Origin of the sequence: Enterococcus avium ATCC 14025, from assembly GCF_000406965.1 — a bacterium.
Taxonomy (GTDB): Bacteria; Bacillota; Bacilli; order Lactobacillales; family Enterococcaceae; genus Enterococcus_A; species Enterococcus_A avium.
Genome location: NZ_KE136363.1, coordinates 1 through 21934 on the forward strand (window position 1 = coordinate 1; position 21934 = coordinate 21934).

Sequence of the window (21934 nt, forward strand, 5' to 3'; positions counted from 1 at the left end):
GGTGTGATCGTCAATATGGGATCAAAAGTAAAGGGTTTTGATGTTGGAGATACAATTGGTGTTGGTTACGATTGGTGTGGTGAATGCGACTTTTGCAAAGAAGGAAAAACAAGTCAGTGTCCACATCGAGGCATCATGAATATTGCTTCGGACGATGGCTATTATGGGAATTTTGGTTGTGGAGAATATGTAGTTAAAACTTATCGCGCGCTTTGTAAGATGGATCCTTCGGTAGACCCATCAGAAGCTGCTTTTGTCGAACCGGCAGGCACAGTTGTAGAAGGTTTGCGCAAATTAAGAGTAGTAAAAGGTGAAACAATAGTAGTTATTGGTGCAGGCACAATGGGAATTCTAAATGCCTTAATTGCACGCGAAATGGGGTGTCGTGTGATTTTAACCGAAATGATGCCTAAAAAAATTCAAACGGCAAGAGAGTATGGTTTCGATGTTGTTGACGTATCAAAAACGGACCCAGTTAAAGCTGTAAAGACGTTAACTAAGGAAAAAGGAGCAGATGCTGTAGTCGTTGCGGTTGGTGCTACGTCAGCCAATAATCAAGCCTTAGAGATGATTAAACAGATTGATGGACGAATTCTTTTATTTGCTGCTGGGTATCCTGCACCAGAAATGAATATTGATTCAAATACAATTCATTACAGAAAGATGGAGCTACTAGGAACATTCAGTGCAGATATAGATGATTTCCAATATGCAGCTGATCTGATTAGTGAGAAGAAGATTGATGTTTCCAAGTTGGTTGAAAAGAAATTCTCTCTGAAAGATGTTCAATCCGCATTTGAGGCAGCAACAGTCCCAGGTGCTTATCGAGTTAGTATCGTTTTTTAGTAAAGTAAAGGAGGAGAAACCATGTTACAAGCAGTTCTCGCAGGGTTAGTATTAGGTATTTGTAAAATGGATATGTTCTTTGGGTACTGTTATCTTTCACGACCACTAGTTGCTTCGACATTAATGGGATTAGCGTTGGGAGATGTGACCCAAGGGATCATTATCGGGGGTGTTCTTGAAGTTATTTTTATTGGTTCATTTCCAGTAGGTGCAGCAGTCAGTCCCGATGGCGCTGCAGCTGGGGTAATTGGAACAGCATTTGCGATTATGACCAATTCGGGTGCTGAACTTGCAACCGCTTTGGCAGTTCCTATTGGACTTTTAGGCGGCTTTCTATTTATTGTAGTAAAACTATTTAATTCTGTTTTTTCTACAGCTATGGGTAAACAATTGGAAAAGAGGAAAATGAAGGCGGCTTCACGGATTTATGTTATTGGATGTTGGATTTCTACATTTGGTATTTATTTTGTATTTGGTTTATTAGCTGTTTATTCAGGAAGCGGAGCCGTTCAAACCTTTGTTAAATCAATTCCAGTTGATGTGATTAACGGTTTATCTGCTGCAGCAAATTTGTTACCAGCTATTGGATTTGCCATGCTATTAAAAATGATAATTAGTAAGAAAATGTCTCCCTTTTTCTTTATTGGTTTTATGCTCGCTGCATATTTAAAGTTACCAACGATTGCAATTACTCTTTTGGCTGTAATGTTTGTAATTATCATGCTAACACCTCACAATTTGAATACTTCACCCGCTGTAGGACAGGAGGATATTGACGATGACTTCTAAATTATCAAAAAGAGATTTGAATCGAGTTTTTGTAAGATATATTGCACTGAACTGTATGAACGATTATCCAGGACAGATGCACAGTGGTTTCACGTTTTCAATGCTTCCGTCATTAGAAAAAATTTACGCAGAACATCCTGAAAAATTAAATGAGTCCGTGATGAGACACCATGCTGAGTACTTCAATATTACACCATCATTGGCGGGCTTTCCATTGGGAATAACGTTAGCGATGGAAGAAGAAAATGCTAAATCGGAAGATTTTGATGTTACTACAATAAGTGGTATGAAAACTGCATTAATGGGACCACTATCAGCTATCGGGGATACGATTTTCCCTGCAACACTTAGAATTATTGCCACAGCAATGGTAACTGAAATGGCGGCGAAAGGTAGTATTTTGGCTCCTATCATTTTCTTACTGGTGTATAACATCCCAAACTTTTTAGCAAGATTTTATTCTTTAAAATTAGGCTATAACTTGGGTAGTGACTTCATTATCCAATCAGAAAAGTCTAATATCATGCAAAAAGTTTCGTATGCTTGCTCTGTTGTGGGCTTAATGGCTATTGGTGCTATGTGTGCTTTTAATATCAAAATTTCTACACCGATTGTAATTGGTGGGTCAGTGAAAGATGGGGCAATGAAATTACAAGAAACCTTAGATAGTATTTTACCAGGAATGCTCTCGTTGATTCTCGTGGGTATTATTTACTGGCTTTTAGATAGAGGAGTGAAAGTGGTCCCTTTACTATTAGGTACAATGGTTGTTGGTGTCGCTCTGTTCATGTTGGGAATTATAGCTTAAGGAGAAATGGATATGAAGAAAGCATTAATCATTGGAGCGGGCAACATAGGGCGCGGCGTCGTAGGCTATTTATTAAATCGTGATGGTTATAAACTTTCATTTTATGATGTTCATCCAGAGCATTTGATAGAAATGAAGAATTTGGGCGGTTACTCAGTGTTTGTTGACGATAATAATAGACAGACAGAGTTTCATGTATCTGATTTTTTGATCATAGATTCAGATAAATTATCCAAAGCGTTGGAAGAACATGATTTTATCTTCTGCTGTGTTTATGAAGGAGCTTTTAAAAGTATTGCAGAAAATCTAGCAAGGGCTATACAAGATTGTGAGAAAAACAATTTTAAAAATGTCATGCTATGCGTTAATTCACTGGGAGCTCCTCAAAAATTTGTTCAATATATCAGCGAGTATTTGAAAAATGACCCTTTATCATTGGATTACTTTAATGAAAAAGTTGGAATAAATCAAGTTATGGTCCTTTCAGCAGCATTACCGCTTCCAAAAGAGTTAAGTGAAAATTATCCATATGCAGTTATGATTACTGCTAATCCTCATCTAGAAATTGATGGAATAACATTCACAGGAAAAAAACCAGAAATTCTAGATGTTGAATTTGTCGATAATACTGAAGGAAGAATTTACAGGAAGGTATATGTAGGCAATATGCGTCATACTATGGCCGCTTTTATTGGAGTAATAGAAGGCTTAACATATATTTATGAATCACAACAAGATCCACGAATTAGACCTTGGCTGGAAAAGGCGTTTGATGAGGCACATCAAGCAATTAAGGCTACGTATGATTTTGATATGTCAGAAGACAAATATTGGGTTGATTATATGCAAGAAAAATTAAATCAAGACATTAAAGATCCTATTGAAAGAGTCATCGCAAATCCAGAATTGAAACTTGGCCCATCTGAACGGTTTATCGGTCCTGCTAAATTGTGTTTAAAGAAAAATATTTTGCCAATGTATATCGCAAAAGGAACAGCTTACGGACTAAAATATCTACAGAAAAAGGACCAACGTTCGATTGATGAGCTATTAGCAGAAGTTTGTGGTTTAAACAAGGAGAACGATTTTGTACTTTACCAATTAATAAAAAAACAAACTGAGTTGATTTAGTAGAAGGAGAGCAAAAATGAGATATAAAAAATTTGGTAGTAGCAATTTAGAGATTTCTTCTGTTGCAGTTGGAACTTGGGCAATGGGGGGAGAAAATTCTGCAGGAGGTAGCTTTGGAGAAGTAGATAGAAATGAATCCATCGCAGCAATTAAGACTATGCTGGATGGGGGAGTAAATATCATTGATACTGCACCAATATACGGAGAAGGAACTGCTGAAGAAATTGTAGGAGAAGCAATTAAAGGGTATGATCGCAGCAAAATTTTTATTGCTACAAAATTCGGTTCTTACATTAGTCATTTTGATGGGAAGCCAGTCCGTAACAATAAATATGACGCAATTTTGAAAGAAGTAGAAGAATCTCTTGAAAGATTAGGCACCGATTACATTGATTTCTATTTGATGCATTGGCCAGATGTGAATACACCTATTGAAGAAACAATGGCTGCATTAAATTATTTGAAAAAAAATGGAAAAATTCGTTATATTGGTTTGTGTAATTCATCAAAGGAACTTATCGAAGAAGCGTTAAAATTTGGAGAAGTAAATGTTATTCAACCCCCTTTTTCTATGGTTAATCATTCACAAAAAGAACTGATGGAATGGGCAGAAGCTAATGGAATAGCAACTATGACTTCAGGTTCGTTGGGAGCAGGAATTTTGACTGGAACGATTCGTGAGTTACCAAAGTTTGATGAAAAAGACTTCCGATTAACCTTTTATCCATTCTTTAAGGAACCCGAATTTTCAAAGATTATGGAGTTATTATTGACGTTAGATAAAGTTGCAAAAAAATACGATAAACCAGTTGCACAAGTAGCAATTAATTGGTCAACTCAAAAGAGTTTTGTAAATACAGCTCTTTTAGGGGTTAGAAATCCAGATGAAGCTAAAATCAATTGTGAGACATTTGAATGGCAATTGGCTGAAGATGATATTAAGTGGATTGATGATGAAATACTTCGCTTGGAAATTGGTAATTAAATGATTACACTTTTTCAATTCTCTCGTATGCTTGATGCAACTCTTTCTCATGCCGGGGCTACGATGGATGAAACATTAGAACTAATTGAGTTAGCGAAGCACTATCATTTTTACTCTATTATTGGACCTCGTTGTTATGTTCCGTTGATGGAAGAAAGTTTAAAAGGTACTGATACTATCGTCGGTGCTGGCTGTAGTTTTCCAGCCGGACATGATCCAACGGTGATAAAAGCTGCTTATGCTAAATTATTAGTTGAGCAAGGAGCAAAAGAAATCGATATGGTGTTAAATATTGGTTTTCTCAAGTCCAAAATGTATCAAGAAGCTGAAGCTGATATACTTGCCGTTAAAGGAGCTATTGGAGAATCGATTCCCCTAAAATGTATCATTGAGACACCAGTTCTTATCGATCATGAAATTAGGGAAGCCAGCCATATAGTATTAGATTCGGGTATAGAATATATAAAAACGGCTACTGGATTTCAAGGGAAAACGACGATACAGCATGTCAAGATTCTATCTGAAGAGATACGTGGAAAAATCAAGATAAAAGCTTCTGGTGGAATTAAAAATAGTGAAGCAATATCTCAAATGTTGGATTTGGGAGTCTCAAGATTTGGTATTAGCCTGACGAATGTGATGAAGATAATTGAGGAATTGCAAAATGAATAATATCTTGAAACCTTGATACAGGGCTCAATAAAAGTTGTACTCATAAAAAATTAATCTTCGAAAGGGGATTAGAATCATAGTGACGAGGATATCAGAAATCTAAAGTGATTTCTGATATCCTCGTTTCATTTTCTTGTTTAAGAAGTGAACTTATAGCGCAGATTTGTCTTGATATTATTCTGTTCCATTATTGTTTTCTACTTGAAAAGTAAATCTATTTCCAATGAAAACCAAGTCGAGAAACATGAACAAGAAAAATGTATTATTTTTCATAGCGCCGATTGTAAAATTAAGCTAGACAACTAAAAAAGCCATTTGTGCTACACTCAAAATAGTTCTGACCAAAGAATTATAAGGAGTGAGTACAAATGACCTATACCCATCTTACAACGGATGAACTTGTAATGATAGAGTCTTATTTCAAAATAAATCAATCTGTTGCGAAAACTGCGCATTGCTTGAATCGTTCAAGACAAACGATCCATAAAGTATACCTATTCTTCAAGCAAGGAAAATCAGCCTTAGAATACTATCAACAGTATAAGAAAAACAAATCAAACTGTGGTAGACGCCCGCTTGTTTTACCCGAGGAACAATCAGAATATATTCAAAGAAAGGTTGTTCAAGGATGGACACCCGATGTGATTGTTGGTCGTGCAGCGTTTCCTATTCGTTGTTCTGCTCGTACCATTTATCGTATGTTCAAAAAGGGGCTATTTAATCCTTCTGACTTACCGATGAAAGGCAAGCGTAAACCGAATGGACATCAAGAAAGGCGTGGAAAACAAGCTTTCCGCCGCTCTATTCATGAACGTGAAAAAGATTATAGCCAATTCTCAAATGAGTTTGGTCACCTTGAAGGTGACACTATCGTAGGTCTGAAACATAAAAGTGCTGTAATTACCTTAGTTGAACGATTATCAAAAGTTATCATCACATTGAAACCGTGTGGTAGACAAGCGATTGATATTGAAAAAAAATTAAATCATTGGTTTGAATCTGTACCGAAAAATCTATTCAAATCCATCACTTTTGATTGTGGAAAGGAATTTTCAAATTGGAAACAAATCAGTAATGCCAATGATATTGCCATTTATTTCGCTGATCCAGGAACGCCGTCTCAAAGAGGCCTAAACGAGAATTCTAACGGATTGTTACGTAGAGATGGTTTATTGAAATCTATGGATTTCAATTCAGTAGATGAATCTTTTATTCAATCTGTCACATCTAAACGAAATAATATTCCTAGAAAATCACTGGATTATCGAACACCTTTGGAAGTATTTTTGAGTTACGTAAGTATTGATGATTTGTCTAACTTAATTTGACAATTAAGAATATAAAAAATTTGTATATGCGTTGTGAAAATAATTACTCTATTCCGAATCCTTTGACTTCCAGCATTCAAAATAGTTATCCACTAATATTTGATTGTGCAATCAGTATTGCTCATAGATTTCAAAAAAACACAAATTTCTTAGTTTCAGAAGATGAGATTTCGTATCTTGCATTACATATAGGTAATATGATTGAAGTTCAAAAAAATAAGAAAAATACAATATCGTGTGTTATTGTATCGCCAGACTATTACGAAATGAATACTAAATTGACTGACGTATTATTATCAGTTTTCAAAGAAGAGCTCATCTTGAATACTATTGTAACCTCCGAAGATGATTTACATGAAATTGAGACAGACTTAATTATATCCACAGTTCCTTTAAATGAGTTTTATTCTATCCCTTACATTAAAATAAGCCCCTTTTTCTCGGATAATGACAAAAATAATGTCATGACGATGGTTGATTCAGTAAAAAGAGAAAAAAAGCACATGAAATTTAAAGCAAACTTGCAATTGATTTCAAAACCAGCTTTTTTTATCCATAATAGTAATATCTCAAATAGGGATGAAGCAATACATTACATGTGCGATGTTTTGAGACAAAATAACTATGTAAAAGATGAATTTGAAAAAGAAGTATTCGAAAGAGAAAATATGGCAAGTACGGCTTATGGAAATATCGCATTCCCACATTCGATGAAAATGAATGCAAATAAGACAATCATGTATGTTTTATTATCAAAGAAAGGAATTGAATGGGAAAACCAGAAAGTAAATATTGTTTTATTAATAACCTCAAATTACGAAGAAAGACAACTCTTTTTAGAAGTATTTGATATTTTGTCAGCTATTATTCAAAGTGAAGAAAACAAGATAAAACTCATGAGATGTGAAACTTATGAGGATTTTATTGAGGCCGTTGCTAGTTGTTGTTGAAAAGCAAGTCAATTTGCAGGGGACGTTCATACAAACCATATAACGCGATTTGCCTAACTTAGCAAATCGCGTTTTTGAGAGCCGCTAAAAGCGACAGAAAGAGGAGTCAGAAGAATCTATCAAATAGTTTTGGAATATTTGAGATAGATGAATACTATGAAAAACCTAACTTGAGTATTATTCTCATCAATTTTCTTACAAATATGTGTTCTTACTTGGGAATATGCGGAATTTCAAAGAACATCTTATAATCGTACAAAAATAGAGGTAAAGATTTAAGAAGAAAATTTCTGGTATATCTTTAAACAGCTATTGACAGATAAAAAAAAATGCTATTATATATATAAATACTTATCTGAAAAGGGAATGAGAAAGTCAAGGTTCTTGGAATGTCGAATAGTCGAGTAGGTAGTTTTTCTATCTACAGCCTTGTTGTTTAAAAATGAAAAAAATTGGTATTAGAGAAGTTGCGAAAGAGGCAAATGTTTCTCCTACGACTGTGTCGAGAGTTTTGAATGATCGTGGATATTTGAGTGAGGAAACGAAAAAAAGAGTTTTTGATGCCATGAAAAAATTGGAATACTATCCTAATGAACTGGCAAGAGCACTTTTCAAAAACGAAACATATACAGTTGGTTTGATTTTCCCTACGATTACTAATCCATTTCATGCTGAGCTAATTCAAGATATCGAGTTTGAGCTTTCCAGCAGGGGGTATAAAGTGTTGTTATGCAATAGCTTAAACAATCCAACGAAAGAAAAAGAGTACTTGACGATGTTGAGAAAGAATCAGGTTGATGGAATTATAGTTGGAACACACAATAAAAACATTGCAGATTATGATATTCCGGGGTTACCTATTGTAGCGATTGATAGAAGTCTTGGAGAAAATACAGTTACAGTGTCTTGTGACAATTATAAAGGTGGAGAAATAGCTACTCAACAACTTGTAAATCATGGTTGCCAGAATATATTGTGTATTCGAGGTGATAGTAAAATAAAATTACCTGCAAATAGTAGAACTTTAGCATATAGAAGTGTTCTAAAGAAATTTAAGCTGGAACCTTTAGTCCTAGAAGTGCCGTTTGTAAAAGAAATCAATGAAAAAAATGAAATAATTAAGGAATTTTTAGAAACTCATCCAAATATTGACGGGATTTTTGCAGGAGATGATTTATTGGCTTCTTTAGCGATTAACAACTTAACAAATTTAGGGAAAAGGGTTCCTAAAGAAGTTAAAGTGATTGGTTTTGATGGAGCTCAACAAACATTGATTTATAATCCAGAATTATCAACTATTCAACAACCCATTGATCAGATCTCTAAACTGTCAGTAAAAAAATTATTGAATATGATTAAGGGCGAAAAGGAAACGGATGAACTTTTTCTTCCAGTAAAGCTTATAAAAAAAAATACAGCATAAGTTAAATCGGCGAAAATTCTTTCGTCGATTTAAAATTATTTTGTATGAAACGGGTTGACATATGAAACGGGTTGACATATATTAGTTGTGAAAATAAAAACCTTTTCAATGGAGGAAGAAAATGGAGAAATTATCAATTAAAAGCAATAATCACCAACTTTACTATCAACCCAAGGATGTTTGGGTAGGAGATGTCATGCCTTACGGGAAAGAAGGCAAATTCTTTATTTATCATCAACGTGATACTAGAAATCCTGTTCCTTTTGGTGAACCGTTTGGATGGGCCTTAGCAACTACGAAAGACTTTGTTCATTTTGAAGACTTTGGCGAATCTCTTTTGAGAGGTAACGATAATGAGAGAGATCAGTTTATCTATGCTGGTTCAGTATTTGAGGCAAATGGAAAGGTACACGCGTTTTATACAGGTTATAATCGAGAATTCTTAGCGCAGGGGAAGACATCTCAAGTGTTGCTTCATGCTGAAAGTGACGATTTTGTTCATTGGGAAAAATCGGAAACGGCTTTGGAGTTAGAACCACAAAAAGGGTATGATATTCGAAACTGGAGAGATCCATTTGTCGTTTGGGATGATGAAAAAGAAGAATATTTACTAATTTTAGGGGCGCGCAAGGGTCAGGATAAACATCTACAAACCGGACGTTTAGTGAAGTTTACATCAAAAGATTTAACTAATTGGGAATTCAAAGGTGATTTTTGGGCTCCGGGATTGTATACCATGTTTGAAATGCCAGAACTTTTCAAGATTGGTGGCTGGTGGTATCTTATCTATTCAGAATACTCAGATGGAAATAAAATACTGTATCGAATGAGTCAAAGTTTGGAAGGTCCTTGGATTAAGCCTAAAGATGAAGCTTTTGATGGACGGGCTTATTATGCTGGTAGAACAGCTTATGATGGAAAACGTCGAGTCCTATTTGGATGGGTACCAACAAAAGATCAAGAAAATGATAAAAACAATTATTTATGGGGAGGTACTTTTGTTCCTCATGAAATCTATCAAAAAGAGGATTTTTCACTTGGGGTAAAACCCATAGACGAAGTGTGGAATACATTCATAAATTTACATGATATCGTAGATGTAGTGATAGAAACAGTAGACACAAGAGAAGAAGTAACGCTTGTTAAAAATAGTGGAACTTTGTTTAATTTAGAAACCACAATTTCATTTGATGAAAATCTTAGTGACTTTTCATTGAGATTATTCAAAAACCTTGAGACAGATGAATCTTACGAATATCGATTTAATCTAGATGAGGGACGCCTTACTTTTGATAAAAATCCTTGTTATCCTTGGTTTCAATATATGGATAAAGGACTTATTAGACCCATATCTTTAAAACCTAATCATTCTTATAAAATTAAATTAATTGTTGATGATAATATAATGACACTTTATATTGATGGAATTGCTCTTAATGCTCGAGTGCATGATCATTTTGGTGATGCAATTACTATTACAGCAACTAATGGATCAATGACTGCAATAAATACAAAGTTTTCAAATGAAATAAAGAAATAGTAAACGTCAATCATGTGGCAGGTCTGAAAATCAAACATGACCTGTCACATTTAAAAGGGAGGATAAATGAATGGACTACAAAAAAATTGCCGAAGAAGTATTGGAAAACGTTGGAGGAAAAGAGAATATCTCAAGCGCCACTCACTGCATTACACGCCTACGTTTAATTCTTAAAGACAAAAGCAAAGCGAACATGGAAATACTTGAGGAAATAGAAGGTGCAAAAGGAGCGCTTTTCAATAGCGGACAGTTGCAAGTAATTTTCGGAACAGGCACGGTTGAAAAGGTTTACAAAGAGTTCGTTGAATTGACAGGAGCTAAGGAAGTATCCGTTTCTGAAATGAAAGACGAAGGAGTCAATAATTCAGGAAATAGACTTCAACGAGCTTTTAAAGTTTTCTCGGATATCTTTATTCCGATTATACCTGCTTTTATTGGGGCAGCGATGGTGTTAGGAATTCGTTCGTTGATTACCACTCCTGGAATGTTTGGAATGGATGGCTCATTCGCTGATCACAATGTGTTTCTAAATGATTTATCCAAATTTCTGGGTATTATTGCAACTACATTTGATTATTTACCAGTTTTAGTTATGTATTCTGCAACAAAACGTTTTGGCGGAAACCCAATTTTAGGATTACTTGTAGGATTTGTTATGATTCATCCAGGCCTAGCCAATCGGAATGATTTCGTCATGGGAACTATAAAGCCCGATTATTGGCATTTATTTGGATTAAGCATTCCAGCAGTTGCGTTTCAAGGGGGTGTTTTTCCAGCAATTTTGACTTCTTGGTTTTTAGCAAAAGTTGAAAAAATTACAAATAAATATTCTCCGCAAGTACTTGCTTACATTTTAGTCCCAACTGTGACAATTGTTCTTGCCAACTTTGCACTATTTTTAGTGTTTGGTCCATTGGGGAATTTTATCGGTAATGTTTTAGGTGGAATCATTGATTTCCTATATATGAAGATGGGTGCCTTTGGTGCTTTTGTTTTTGCAGGCGCGTTACAACCATTGGTTGTAACAGGAACACAACATGCTATTCAAGGTATTGAGGCAAACTTAGTCGCAACAACTGGATTCAATTATATCCAACCTATTTGGTCAGTTTCAATTATTGCCCAAGGTGGCGGTTGTATTGGTATGTATTTACTCTTTAAGAAAAAATCTAAAGATAGAGATATTGCGATTTCAAGTTTTATTCCAACACTAGTAGGTATTACTGAACCAGCTATCTTTGCTGTTAATTTGAAGTATTCAATCGTTCCTTTTGTTTGCTCGTTTATTGGTGCTGGTTTTGGTGGAGCATTTATGAAAATTTTTGATGTAAAAGCCATTGGACAAGGATTGACTGTATTGCCAGGTCTGACTATTGCTAATCCAGTTCTTCCTTATATATTTGGTAATCTCATAGCATTTATTTTACCAATCGTTTTTATTCTCGCTTATGATAAATATAAAGTGTTTATCCCTGAAGCTAAACACCGTAAATTTGCAGAAAAAACTGACTCAAAAAAATTGCCAGTTCAAGTAAAGTGAGATGAGAGCATGTTAAATTTTTTTAGAAAAAATGAAATAAGCGTTGTAGCACCTGCAACCGGTGTTTTTGAAAAACTGGAGAAATTAAGTGATCCAGTCTTTTCAAAAGGAATGATGGGACAAGGATTTGCAATTGATGCAAAAAACGAAACGATTGTATCTCCAATCGATGGTTTTGTTTCAAGTATTTTTCCTACAAAACATGCCTTAGGAATAAAAACAAAATCAGGAATTGAGATACTTGTTCATGTAGGAATAGATACAGTTGAGCTAAATGGTGAGGGATTTGATATTAAAGTTCAAGAAGGACAAAAAGTTAAGGCTGGAAATACTTTGATGACTATTGATTTTGTAATTTTTGAAAAAAATCACAAGCCTAAAGATGTCATAATTGTTTTTCCAAATTATCAAGACGAAATTCTTATTCCAAAATTTGAAGAAGTAAAACATGGACAAAAATTGTTTGATCTTGACTAATGACAAGTAATTAATAATAGAATCGAGGAAAATGTATGGTTTATGGAGCTATTGAAGCTGGTGGAACAAAATTTGTTTGTGCCATTGGGGATAAAGATTTGAACGTAATTGAAAAAATCAGTTTTCTCACGACTACACCCAAAGAAACAATGACCTCAGTTATAGATTTTTTCAATCAATATAAAAATGAATTGGAAGGTATCGGAGTGGGATCGTTCGGTCCTATTGATATTCATTGTGAATCTAAAACGTATGGTTTCATTACATCAACGCCAAAACTTGCTTGGCAGGATTTTGATTTTATTGGAAGTTTAAAAAAGCAACTTAATATTCCAACTGCTTGGACGACTGATGTAAATGCCTCTTGCTATGGTGAATATGTTTCTGGAAATGGCAGAGGCCTTTCAAGTGTTGTTTACTATACCGTAGGAACGGGCATAGGAGGTGGCGCTATCCAAAACGGAAACTTCATTGAAGGTTTTAGTCATCCAGAAATGGGACATATGCTTGTAAAACGACACAATAAAGACAACTTTTCTGGGACATGTCCATTCCACGGAGACTGTTTAGAGGGCTTAGCTGCTGGTCCGGCAATCGAAAGAAGATCAGGAAAAAAGGGACAAGAAGTGACTGAAAATGACGTTACTTGGGAAATAGAAGCTTATTACATTGCTCAGTGTGCATATAATACAACATTGATGTTATCACCTGATGTCATTATATTTGGTGGCGGAGTAATGAAACAAAAACACTTAAAAAAGAAAGTACAAGATAAGTTTATTGAGTTGATCAACGGATATGTCGCTATTCCCGATGTTGACAATTATATTATGACACCAAAATTGTTAGATAATTCTGGTATTGTAGGTTGTTTAGCTTTAGCAAGAGACGCTAAAGAAAAATCTTAATTTGGAAAAAAGATCGTCTCGACTATTTGTTTGGTTGATGCGATCTTTTTTTATTCAATTAGTAATTGAAGGGACGCCCAAAAGTGAAAAAAAAAATGAAAGATGAAGTATTAGAGTATATCAAAAATAATTTAAAGTATTACGATTTTTCTGCTCAAGATATTGCAATGAAATTTTGTATTAAAAGAAATGTCGCTTCCCACTATTTGAATCAGTTATTTTCAGATGGAAAATTACTAAAGAATGATTCTGTTAGACCAGTAATGTTCAAGTATAATCAACAAAAGCCAAAAGACTGCTTTTCTAAGTTTATTGGAGCAGACAAATCTTTGAAATCCACTATAGATAAATGCAAAGCTACTGTAATGTATCCCCCTAATGGCCTCCCATTAATAATAAAAGGAAACAGTGGCGTTGGAAAAAGTTTTTTAGCAAGTTTGATCTATCAGTATGCTCTTGATAGAAAAGTAATTCATAATGACGCAAAATTTGTTGTTGTGAATTGTGCAGATTATGCAAATAATCCAGAGCTATTGTCAGCAGTTTTATTTGGATATAAAAAAGGAGCCTTTACTGGGGCTGAAAAAGATACTGCAGGGATGCTATCTTCTGCTAATGGAGGATACCTTTTTTTAGATGAGGTTCACAATCTAAGTGCAGAAAACCAAGAGAAATTGTTTCTTCTTATGGATTCTCAAAAGTATCGTAAACTTGGTGAAAGTGTGCAATGGGAGTATGCAAATGTTCGCCTTATCTTAGCCACAACAGAAGATACAAATACCTCTTTGTTAGCAACTTTTAGAAGACGCATCCCAGCTGAAATCACTCTGCCAGATTACAATAATAGAAGTACATCTGAAAAAATTCAATTATTATTTGAATTTCTTAAAGATGAAGCAATTACGATTGATTCAAAAATATTTTGTTCGATTGAACTTTTTACTGATCTTTTATCGAAAACATTTGAAGGAAATGTTGGAGAATTGAGGAATGAAATCAAGCTTCTTTGTGCAGAAGGTTATTTAGGAAATAAGAGAAAGTCTTCAATTTATTTAGGGGACAAACTAGACAGCGGTTTTTGGATAGATCCAGAAATTAGTATAGATTTAAAAAAAATGTTTCTTAAATCACTTTCTGAAATTGATTTGATTGAACTTTTTCAAAATCACATTTCAATTGAAGAAAGCATGAGTCAATTAAGAGATAGAATACTTAAAGAGTGTGCAGGTTCTTCTGAGTATAATTATTTAGAAAGTGACGAATTTATAGCATTAAGAAACTATGTTGTTAATAAAATATCACCAATTATTGATTCGACAGGTCTATGTTTATTAGATGAATTCTTGGCGGATATCAGTCTATTTATAATGTTTATTGATGTAATTGAAGAAACATCAAGAAATTTTTTGCTGTCTAAGTTCAGAAAATTTCGTATGAAAAATGATAAACAAAAATTATTGGCAAATGAGATTTGGAGTAGTTTAGAAGTCGAAGAAAGTAAACAAGAACTTTTGTTGAAATGGATACTTTTTCTTGTAAAGAAGTTCTATGTGAAAATACCAGAAACCCATTGTCTGATAGTTATGCACGGTAAAATAACAGCTTCTGCGATCGCAAGGGAAACAAATAAGTTGCTGAATACATATGTTTATGAGGCTTTCGATATGCCAATTGAAGGTGAGACTAGTGACTTAATTAACCTAATCAACAATTTTTGTAAAAGTATAGATACGACGAATGGACTCATTCTGCTAGTTGATATGGGATCATTGGAACAAATGTATGAAAAAATTGAATCCAATGTAATAGGTGATTTGGTAATTTTAAACAATGTTTCTACAGCTTTAGCGATTGAATGTGGGATTCAAGTTTGCCAAAAAAAGCCAATTAGTCATTTTTACCAGATGGATTTTGATTCGTTTCAAGTTAAAGTTCAGTATTATAAAGGATTATCACAAAAGAAAAATGTAATAGTATCTTGTCTCTCTGGTGAGGGGATTTCTGAAAAAGTTAAGGATATTTTAAAACGGTATCTCGATAATCAAGTGGAGATTTTGATTTTTGATTTTAACGCATTAAAGAAAATAGCAAAGGAAAAAGATACTATGATTTTTAAGAACACAATTTGTGTTCTTTCAACCACTGAATTTTACATTCAAGGAATCGATTGTTTAAATTTAGAAAATCTAATTAATGGGAATCAAACCTTAGAAAAATTAAATAAGTATATGGACTCGGATAGCTGTGAGTTCTGCTTAAATGAATTAGTTAAACTCTTTACTATTGAAGGCGCTAGTACTAAGCTTCGCTTTTTAGATTCCAAAAAAGTATTCAATGATATAGAAAAAGTACTATATTTGTATGAAAAATATTACGATGTCAAAATCCCAAGTTTTCTGAGAATTAATCTATTTCTACATCTTTCTGGAATGATTGAACGAATTATGATTGGTGATGGAATAACAAATGAACATTTGAAAGAGGGAGCGCAACTATTTGATACTTTTTTAAATGTATCAAAAGATTTTTTTTCAGAAATCAAAGATATTTACTGTATTGAAATACCCAAAGGAGAGTATGAGTTAATCTATACAATTTTTGAGCAGACTATTTTCTAAATAGCATACTAGCGTCTAAAAAAATGAAAGGGTGTCCAAAGTATATTTAGACGCTCATTTAATTAATATTTACTGTATTTTCCCGCTTTATTGGATAATGTTAGTTGGCACAGTAATTGCTTATATAAAAGTATAAGAAGAAAGGAGAGAACAAAATGGCGTTTTGGCAAACATTTTTAGTTGTGTTGTATGGATTTTTCATTAACTGGGATAAGGAAGGGCCCAAAATCGGAACCTCCCAACCTGTCGTTGCAGGTTTCTTGACCGGACTTATTATGGGAGATATTCAAACTGGACTTTATATCGGTGGGACTTTGCAATTAATGACACTAGGTATTACTAGTTTTGGTGGTGCATCAGTACCGGATTATCAAACAGCAGCATTGATCGGTACTTATTTAGCAATCTCAACTAACCAGGATGCTTCTATAGGAATAACTTTAGCAATACCGGTAGCAATGTTAATTGTACAACTAGATGTTCTAAAGTGGTCAACAAACATTTTTTTTCAACAAAAGGCAGAAAAATTCGCACAAAAAGAAGATTATCAAAAATTAGAGTGGATGCAATATTTGGCATCAATTAATACAAGCTTTGTATCTGGAATTCCTGTTTTGTTAACTGTGATATTAGGCCCAACGTTAGTGGGAAGTGCAATCAATTATATTCCTGAATGGGTTACCGGTGGTTTAAAGGTAGCAGGGGGACTATTACCTGCTGTTGGGATAGGAATGCTACTTAAATATTTACCTACAAAAGATTACTTTGCCTATTTGTTAGTTGGTTTCGTTTTGGCAGTTTATTTCCAAATACCAATTTTAGGGATTTCGTTACTTGGCGCTGCAATCGCACTAATCGTATATAAAAATAGATCAAATAATACTCAAGTAGCACCAGCTGCAACAGGAGGTTTTGACGAAGATGAATAAGAAACTGACAAAAATCGACAAACAAGTAATTTTCCGGTGGATTCTCAATGGTGCAACTTCATTAAATTATGAAAAAATGGAAGGGTTGGGTTATGCGTATTCTATGCTTCCTTTTATCAAGGACACATATAAAGATGATCCTGAAGGAATGAAACAATCCGTTTTAGCTCACCTACAATTTTTTAACACTACGCCGTATACAGCGCCTTACATTATTGGTATGAATGTTGGAATTGAAAAAGAAGAAAAAAATAAGTCTTTGGAAGCAGTAAGTGCTCTGAAAACAGGTCTAATGGGTCCTTTAGCGGGAATTGGAGATAGTGTATTTGTAGTTATTCCATGGACTATTTTTGGAGCAATTGCAGCTAATATGGCATTGGAAGGTAGTTTTGTTGGAATTATTTTGTGGATACTGGCATCAATTTTATTAAGGATTACTGCTTATCCTTTATACCTTGCTGGGAAAGAATCGGGTGCGAGCCTACTAACTCAAATTGAAACAAAATTAAAGTCTATTACTGATGCAGTATCAATTTTAGGGTTAATGGTGGTCGGTGCACTCATTGCCACAGTTGTAAAAGTGAATGTTGGCTTTGAATTTAAACAAGGCGACTTAACAATGACCGGAAATGAAATCTTTGATCAAGTTATGCCTGGTTTATTACCTGCATGTGTAGTAGCAATTGTGTATTATTTGTTAGGACGAAAGGTTAAACCAGTTTATGTAATTCTATTAATCTTAGTAGTTTCTATTGCGTTAAGAGCGTTAAATATTTTGAAGTAGGTGTTGAATATGGATGAAAAAATGAAAGGTATTATACATGTTCGTATTGATGATCGAATGATTCATGGACAAGTAGCAACACAATGGACAAATCAATTGAGTGCTAACAGAATTATGGTTATTAATAATGAAGTAGCCAATGATGACGTAAAAAAAGCTGTAGTTCGCCTCGCTGCACCACCTAATGTTAGAACTTCAATAATTACAAGGGAAGTAGCAGTTAAAAATATTCTTTCTGGTAAATATGAAGGACAAAAAGTTCTTATTGTTGCAGTTTCTCCAATCGATGTTAAATTTTTGATTGATAACGGTTTACCAATAACAAGTGTAAACGTAGGAAATTTATCAAGAAGGAATGGAACAGAACGCATCCGTCCGACGATAAATATTACTGAAGAAGAGAGAGAGGCTTTTAAAGAACTAATTAGTGATGGAGTTGAAGTGACAGTGATACAAACTCCTAGAGATTCAAAAGAATTTTTAAAGGATTTTATTTATTAAGAACAGAGGATGAGTGGATGGAGTTTATAATTACATCTCATGGAAATATTGCCATTGGATTTGTAGATACATTAAAAATGTTTTTTGGCGATAATTTAAATTGTCATGTGGTAACACTTGGAGATGCAGGCATTGAAGAATTCCGTGAAAACATTGAAAAAATAGTTTCTCAAGTAAAAAATCAAGAAGTTATGGTATTTGCTGACTTGATTGGTGGAACACCTTTCAACGAATTTGCTAAAAGAAGTGAAGTATTTCAAAATGGGTTTCAACTTCTTGGTGGCATGAATTTAGGAATTTTGATTGAGGCTGTCAATTTGAGATTACAAGGAAAAAAAAGCGATGATATCATCGGAAATCTAAGAAATATGAATACAATTGCGTGTCTTGCAGATATGCAAAGACATACTAACGAAGAGGATGAGTGATAAATGCAAAAAATTTTTTACAAGCCTAAAGATTTTTGGTTTGGGGATTGCATGCCTTTTTATAAAGATGGAACTTTTTATCTATTTCATCAACGAGATACGAGAAATCCTAAACCTTTAACTGATCCTTTTGGGTGGTCACTAGTTACAACCACTGATTTTGTGAAATTTGAAGAATACGGGGAAGTAATTCATCGTGGTGGCAACGATGACATTGATCAATACATTTACGCTGGAAGTATTGTCAAAGGAATCAATGAGTATTTAGCTTTGTATACTGGACATAATCGCAAAGCTAAGTTGGATGGAAAAACTTCAGAAGTGTTAATGATTGCAAGTTCTAAAGATTTAATTCATTGGAAAAAGGATGGCGAAGCAGCAAAACTTGTTCCTCAAGAAGGATATGATAAGAATGATTGGCGCGATCCTTTTGCAATTTTTGATCAAGATCATGGAAAATACGTTTTGATACTAGGAGCTAGAAAACCAGCAAGTAAGAAAAAGCCTACAGGTAGGTTAGTCTATTTTGAATCCGAAGATTTAAAAGATTGGAATTTCAAAGGAGATTACTGGGCTAATAATGAATTTAACATGATTGAAATGCCTGATATATTTGAAATTGATGGAACGTGGTATTTACTTTTTTCAGAGTATTGTGAAGATAAAAAGACTAAATATCGAGTCGGAGCAGGATTATTTTCAGATTGGAAATCACCAGTAGACGAAGCTTTCGACGGAAAAGCCTATTATGCAGCAAGAACAGTCGGAACTAATGAAACTGGCCGTTTTCTTACTGGCTGGGTTGCAACAAAAGAAGGGGAGAACGATCAAAATAACTGGGATTGGGGCGGTGCACTTGTTCCACATCAAATTATTCAAAAGACAGACAAAACTCTTGGTGTTAAACTGCCTGAAAAAATAATTGAGAATTTTAAAGAAATCACTCCATTTTCAAGTTTTAAGTTAGAGAAAGAATTTGGAAAAAAAGAAAGAGTAATTGTTCCTAAAATCGAAGATTATTTTCTATTTGAAACAACTTTGACTATTACATCGTTAACAAAGGAGTTTGCTTTAAAATTATTTGTAGATAGTGATACTCAAGAAGGATACGAATTTCGTATTTCATTGATTAATAATCAGCTTACTTTTGGAAAGACACCGAACTATCCTTGGCCTCAAATGTTTGATAAGGGGCTGCAACGACCACTATTTTTGGAAATAGGCAAAGAATATGAACTAAAGTTAATTGTTGATGATACGATAGCTGTTTTATATATTGATAATGTTGCTTTAAGTACTAGAATGTATGATAAAGTCGGAACAGCATTAAGTATGACTGTTACGGAGGGAGCAATCAAGGTAGATAAACTAGACTATTCAATAAATTATGAATGTGGATTTTAAAACAATTGAAGGGATGATGTAAGTGAAATTAAATGGTTTACAACATATTGGAATTCCAACAGAGGATTTTGGAGCTTCAAAAATCTTTTATGAATCCTTAGGGTTTAGTCTGATTAATGAAGAAATGAATGTGGGAAGTAAAGTCGGCTTTTTCGAGTTGAATGGAACGATAATAGAAATATGGGAAGATAAAACTACTGAGTGTAGAGGAGCCATTGATCATCTAGCATTAGATACGGATGACATAGATGAGGTATTCAATTCGATTCAAGATTTAGGATATGAATTATTGGATAAGAACATTGTGGAATTACCATTCTGGGAGAAAGGAATCAGGTACTTTAATTTCTACGGTCCAAATCATGAGATTATAGAGATAAGTCAAATGAAGAAATAAATAGATAACGAAGTACTTTAAGTTTGGTATGAACGAAAAGTGCTTCTTTTTTTGGTATCAGTATTTCAAAAGTTTAATGAGAATTTACTATTTTAAATTAATTCAAAGTGACAGTATTTTTAATTTATTTGGTTTCAAATTTTGTAATCCTTCCTATTTATTTTGTAGGAGGGATTTTTTTGCCGAATGATAAAGAGAGGTTAGCTATTTATCAGTTCATGAAAGAAATAATCAAAGAAAGGAGCGACCTATCTAAGCAGTATTATGATTTAAAAACAGAACTTTATCAGCTTAATGAAAGAGAAAATAATGGGCCAGTAAAACTGAAAAGCGTTCTTACAATTTTAGATCATGAAAAAAATAAAATGCAACATTACAATTCATTTGATCAAGTTTCAAGAACTATTGTATCAATTTTAAAGCAACTCTCAGTACCGTTAAGTAAAAAACAAATCATAGGTAAGCTAATTAATAAAAATGAGCTTTCTATTACGTTGAAGAATTTGACATGTACTATTTCTATTAAAAATGAATAACGAGTGTTCGTTACCAGATCAGAGAGACTATCGTGGTTATTGGCAGTACAAATTGATTATTAAAGAAGGGAGACAAATCCTATGACTGAAATGGATATAACATATATTTTTATTCGCTATATTTCAGTGACAATACGGAGACAAGCGAATACTTTTTTTAGCAAACATAATAGGACCATTTATTACGAAAATGAAGATTTAATTGAGAACAATATAGTAGAGAAAGTAAGTTCCGAAAACGATTGGAATTCGACAAGATCATTCTATAAGAACATTGAAGAAAAATTGACTTTTCAAGAAATTTTTTCTGAGGGACTAAATACGCTTAATAATATGGAGAAACATATACTATTTGAGAAGTTTTGGAATTGTCGATCAGATATGGACATCGGAAAAGATTATTCAGTTAGTAGTCAAACGATTTCGAAGAGAAAGAGAAAGATCTTGAATAAATTGAAAAATATATTTTACACTTAACTTGTGATTTGCGTAACAAATCTCCGCCAAAGAAGTACCTTAACCAGTATTTCTTTGAACGGAGTGATTTAATGACAAAGAATCTAGTTCCATTGATAAAAAAAGCTAAAACAGGTGATGAAATTGCAATGAATACTCTCTTCGAATCTTTCAAGCCTTTACTTATAAAAAACTCAGTTGATTCATCAAAAAGAATGAATAAAGACTGTTATCAAGAGCTATCGTTGCAATTTATTCTAGCAGTTCAAGCATTTGATTTAGATAAATATTTAGACGATTAGAGAATTTAGGCAAATATTTTGATACCTTTGGTTTCAAAATATTTGCTTTTATCTATTTATTTAGTGAAGGCGAAAATAATGCCTTTTGTTCCTTGAAAACTGAATACTATACTTTTAAATTATATGCTCTGTCATTTGAGCTATTGTGTAGTTTCGCCATGACCTTGAAGAGCGACTAAAAA

Annotated in this window: 22 protein-coding genes and 1 pseudogene; all 23 read left to right on the forward strand. The window is 33.8% G+C overall.

The genetic code is table 11. The features are described 5' to 3' along the window. A partial coding sequence (locus OMU_RS10120) for a zinc-dependent alcohol dehydrogenase (protein WP_016177907.1) occupies window positions 1-846 on the forward strand: 846 nt, incomplete at its 5' end. A 21-nt stretch (window positions 847-867) separates the two neighbouring features. After that, on the forward strand, window positions 868-1635 hold the full coding sequence (locus OMU_RS10125) for a PTS sugar transporter subunit IIC (RefSeq protein WP_016177908.1): 768 nt from the start codon (window positions 868-870) through the stop codon (window positions 1633-1635). Further along, window positions 1625-2443, forward strand: coding sequence for a PTS system mannose/fructose/sorbose family transporter subunit IID (locus tag OMU_RS10130; protein WP_016177909.1), 819 nt, complete (start codon window positions 1625-1627; stop codon window positions 2441-2443). The genes OMU_RS10125 and OMU_RS10130 overlap by 11 nt, the downstream gene beginning before the upstream one ends. 12 nt (window positions 2444-2455) lie before the next feature. Beyond that, window positions 2456-3574 (forward strand): mannitol dehydrogenase family protein, encoded by a 1119-nt coding sequence (locus OMU_RS10135; protein ID WP_016179827.1) that lies wholly within the window; start codon window positions 2456-2458, stop codon window positions 3572-3574. 16 nt (window positions 3575-3590) lie between these two features. Further along, window positions 3591-4559 (forward strand): aldo/keto reductase, encoded by a 969-nt coding sequence (locus OMU_RS10140; protein WP_016179828.1) that lies wholly within the window; start codon window positions 3591-3593, stop codon window positions 4557-4559. Window positions 4560-4586: 27 nt separating this feature from the next. Beyond that, on the forward strand, window positions 4587-5231 hold the full coding sequence (deoC, locus tag OMU_RS10145; protein ID WP_256596817.1) for a deoxyribose-phosphate aldolase: 645 nt from the start codon (window positions 4587-4589) through the stop codon (window positions 5229-5231). Window positions 5232-5599: 368 nt separating this feature from the next. Continuing rightward, on the forward strand, window positions 5600-6559 hold the full coding sequence (locus tag OMU_RS10150; protein ID WP_002330482.1) for an IS30 family transposase: 960 nt from the start codon (window positions 5600-5602) through the stop codon (window positions 6557-6559). Window positions 6560-6579: 20 nt separating this feature from the next. Then, window positions 6580-6744, forward strand: a pseudogene (locus OMU_RS23725) (PRD domain-containing protein); the annotation flags it as partial. A 135-nt stretch (window positions 6745-6879) separates the two neighbouring features. After that, window positions 6880-7509 carry a PTS sugar transporter subunit IIA gene (locus tag OMU_RS10155; protein ID WP_244299472.1) on the forward strand — a complete coding sequence of 210 codons (630 nt, stop codon included), beginning with the start codon at window positions 6880-6882 and terminating at the stop codon, window positions 7507-7509. A 442-nt stretch (window positions 7510-7951) separates the two neighbouring features. After that, on the forward strand, window positions 7952-8932 hold the full coding sequence (locus tag OMU_RS10160; RefSeq protein ID WP_016179831.1) for a LacI family DNA-binding transcriptional regulator: 981 nt from the start codon (window positions 7952-7954) through the stop codon (window positions 8930-8932). Window positions 8933-9053: 121 nt separating this feature from the next. Further along, on the forward strand, window positions 9054-10472 hold the full coding sequence (locus tag OMU_RS10165; protein WP_016179832.1) for a family 43 glycosylhydrolase: 1419 nt from the start codon (window positions 9054-9056) through the stop codon (window positions 10470-10472). A gap of 70 nt (window positions 10473-10542) precedes the next feature. After that, window positions 10543-12012 carry a PTS transporter subunit EIIC gene (locus tag OMU_RS10170; protein ID WP_016179833.1) on the forward strand — a complete coding sequence of 490 codons (1470 nt, stop codon included), beginning with the start codon at window positions 10543-10545 and terminating at the stop codon, window positions 12010-12012. A 9-nt stretch (window positions 12013-12021) separates the two neighbouring features. Then, window positions 12022-12489 carry a PTS sugar transporter subunit IIA gene (locus OMU_RS10175; protein WP_016179834.1) on the forward strand — a complete coding sequence of 156 codons (468 nt, stop codon included), beginning with the start codon at window positions 12022-12024 and terminating at the stop codon, window positions 12487-12489. A 35-nt stretch (window positions 12490-12524) separates the two neighbouring features. Next, a complete protein-coding gene (gene scrK, locus OMU_RS10180) occupies window positions 12525-13397 on the forward strand; it encodes a fructokinase ScrK (protein ID WP_016179835.1) in 873 nt (290 codons plus the stop codon). 83 nt (window positions 13398-13480) lie between these two features. Beyond that, a complete protein-coding gene (locus OMU_RS10185) occupies window positions 13481-16015 on the forward strand; it encodes a sigma 54-interacting transcriptional regulator (protein WP_016179836.1) in 2535 nt (844 codons plus the stop codon). Between the two features lie 155 nt (window positions 16016-16170). Next, the gene (locus OMU_RS10190; protein WP_002289217.1) at window positions 16171-16944 is read left to right on the forward strand and encodes a PTS mannose/fructose/sorbose/N-acetylgalactosamine transporter subunit IIC; all 774 of its coding nucleotides are present in this window, start codon (window positions 16171-16173) and stop codon (window positions 16942-16944) included. Then, window positions 16937-17728 (forward strand): PTS system mannose/fructose/sorbose family transporter subunit IID, encoded by a 792-nt coding sequence (locus OMU_RS10195; protein ID WP_002289216.1) that lies wholly within the window; start codon window positions 16937-16939, stop codon window positions 17726-17728. The genes OMU_RS10190 and OMU_RS10195 overlap by 8 nt, the downstream gene beginning before the upstream one ends. Window positions 17729-17737: 9 nt before the next feature. Next, window positions 17738-18229: a PTS sugar transporter subunit IIB gene (locus OMU_RS10200; RefSeq protein ID WP_002289215.1), complete on the forward strand. Its 492-nt coding sequence runs from the start codon at window positions 17738-17740 to the stop codon at window positions 18227-18229. A gap of 17 nt (window positions 18230-18246) precedes the next feature. Beyond that, complete coding sequence (locus OMU_RS10205; RefSeq protein ID WP_016179837.1) at window positions 18247-18657, forward strand: PTS sugar transporter subunit IIA; 411 nt, start codon at window positions 18247-18249, stop codon at window positions 18655-18657. Between the two features lie 3 nt (window positions 18658-18660). Further along, entirely contained in the window at window positions 18661-20061 is a 1401-nt protein-coding gene (locus OMU_RS10210) for a glycoside hydrolase family protein (protein WP_016179838.1), read from the forward strand. A 22-nt stretch (window positions 20062-20083) separates the two neighbouring features. After that, window positions 20084-20458: a VOC family protein gene (locus OMU_RS10215; RefSeq protein ID WP_016179839.1), complete on the forward strand. Its 375-nt coding sequence runs from the start codon at window positions 20084-20086 to the stop codon at window positions 20456-20458. Between the two features lie 179 nt (window positions 20459-20637). Next, window positions 20638-20994 carry a hypothetical protein gene (locus OMU_RS10220; RefSeq protein ID WP_016179840.1) on the forward strand — a complete coding sequence of 119 codons (357 nt, stop codon included), beginning with the start codon at window positions 20638-20640 and terminating at the stop codon, window positions 20992-20994. 548 nt (window positions 20995-21542) lie between these two features. Next, the gene (locus OMU_RS10230; RefSeq protein ID WP_016179842.1) at window positions 21543-21752 is read left to right on the forward strand and encodes a helix-turn-helix domain-containing protein; all 210 of its coding nucleotides are present in this window, start codon (window positions 21543-21545) and stop codon (window positions 21750-21752) included. Window positions 21753-21934 lie beyond the last annotated feature (182 nt).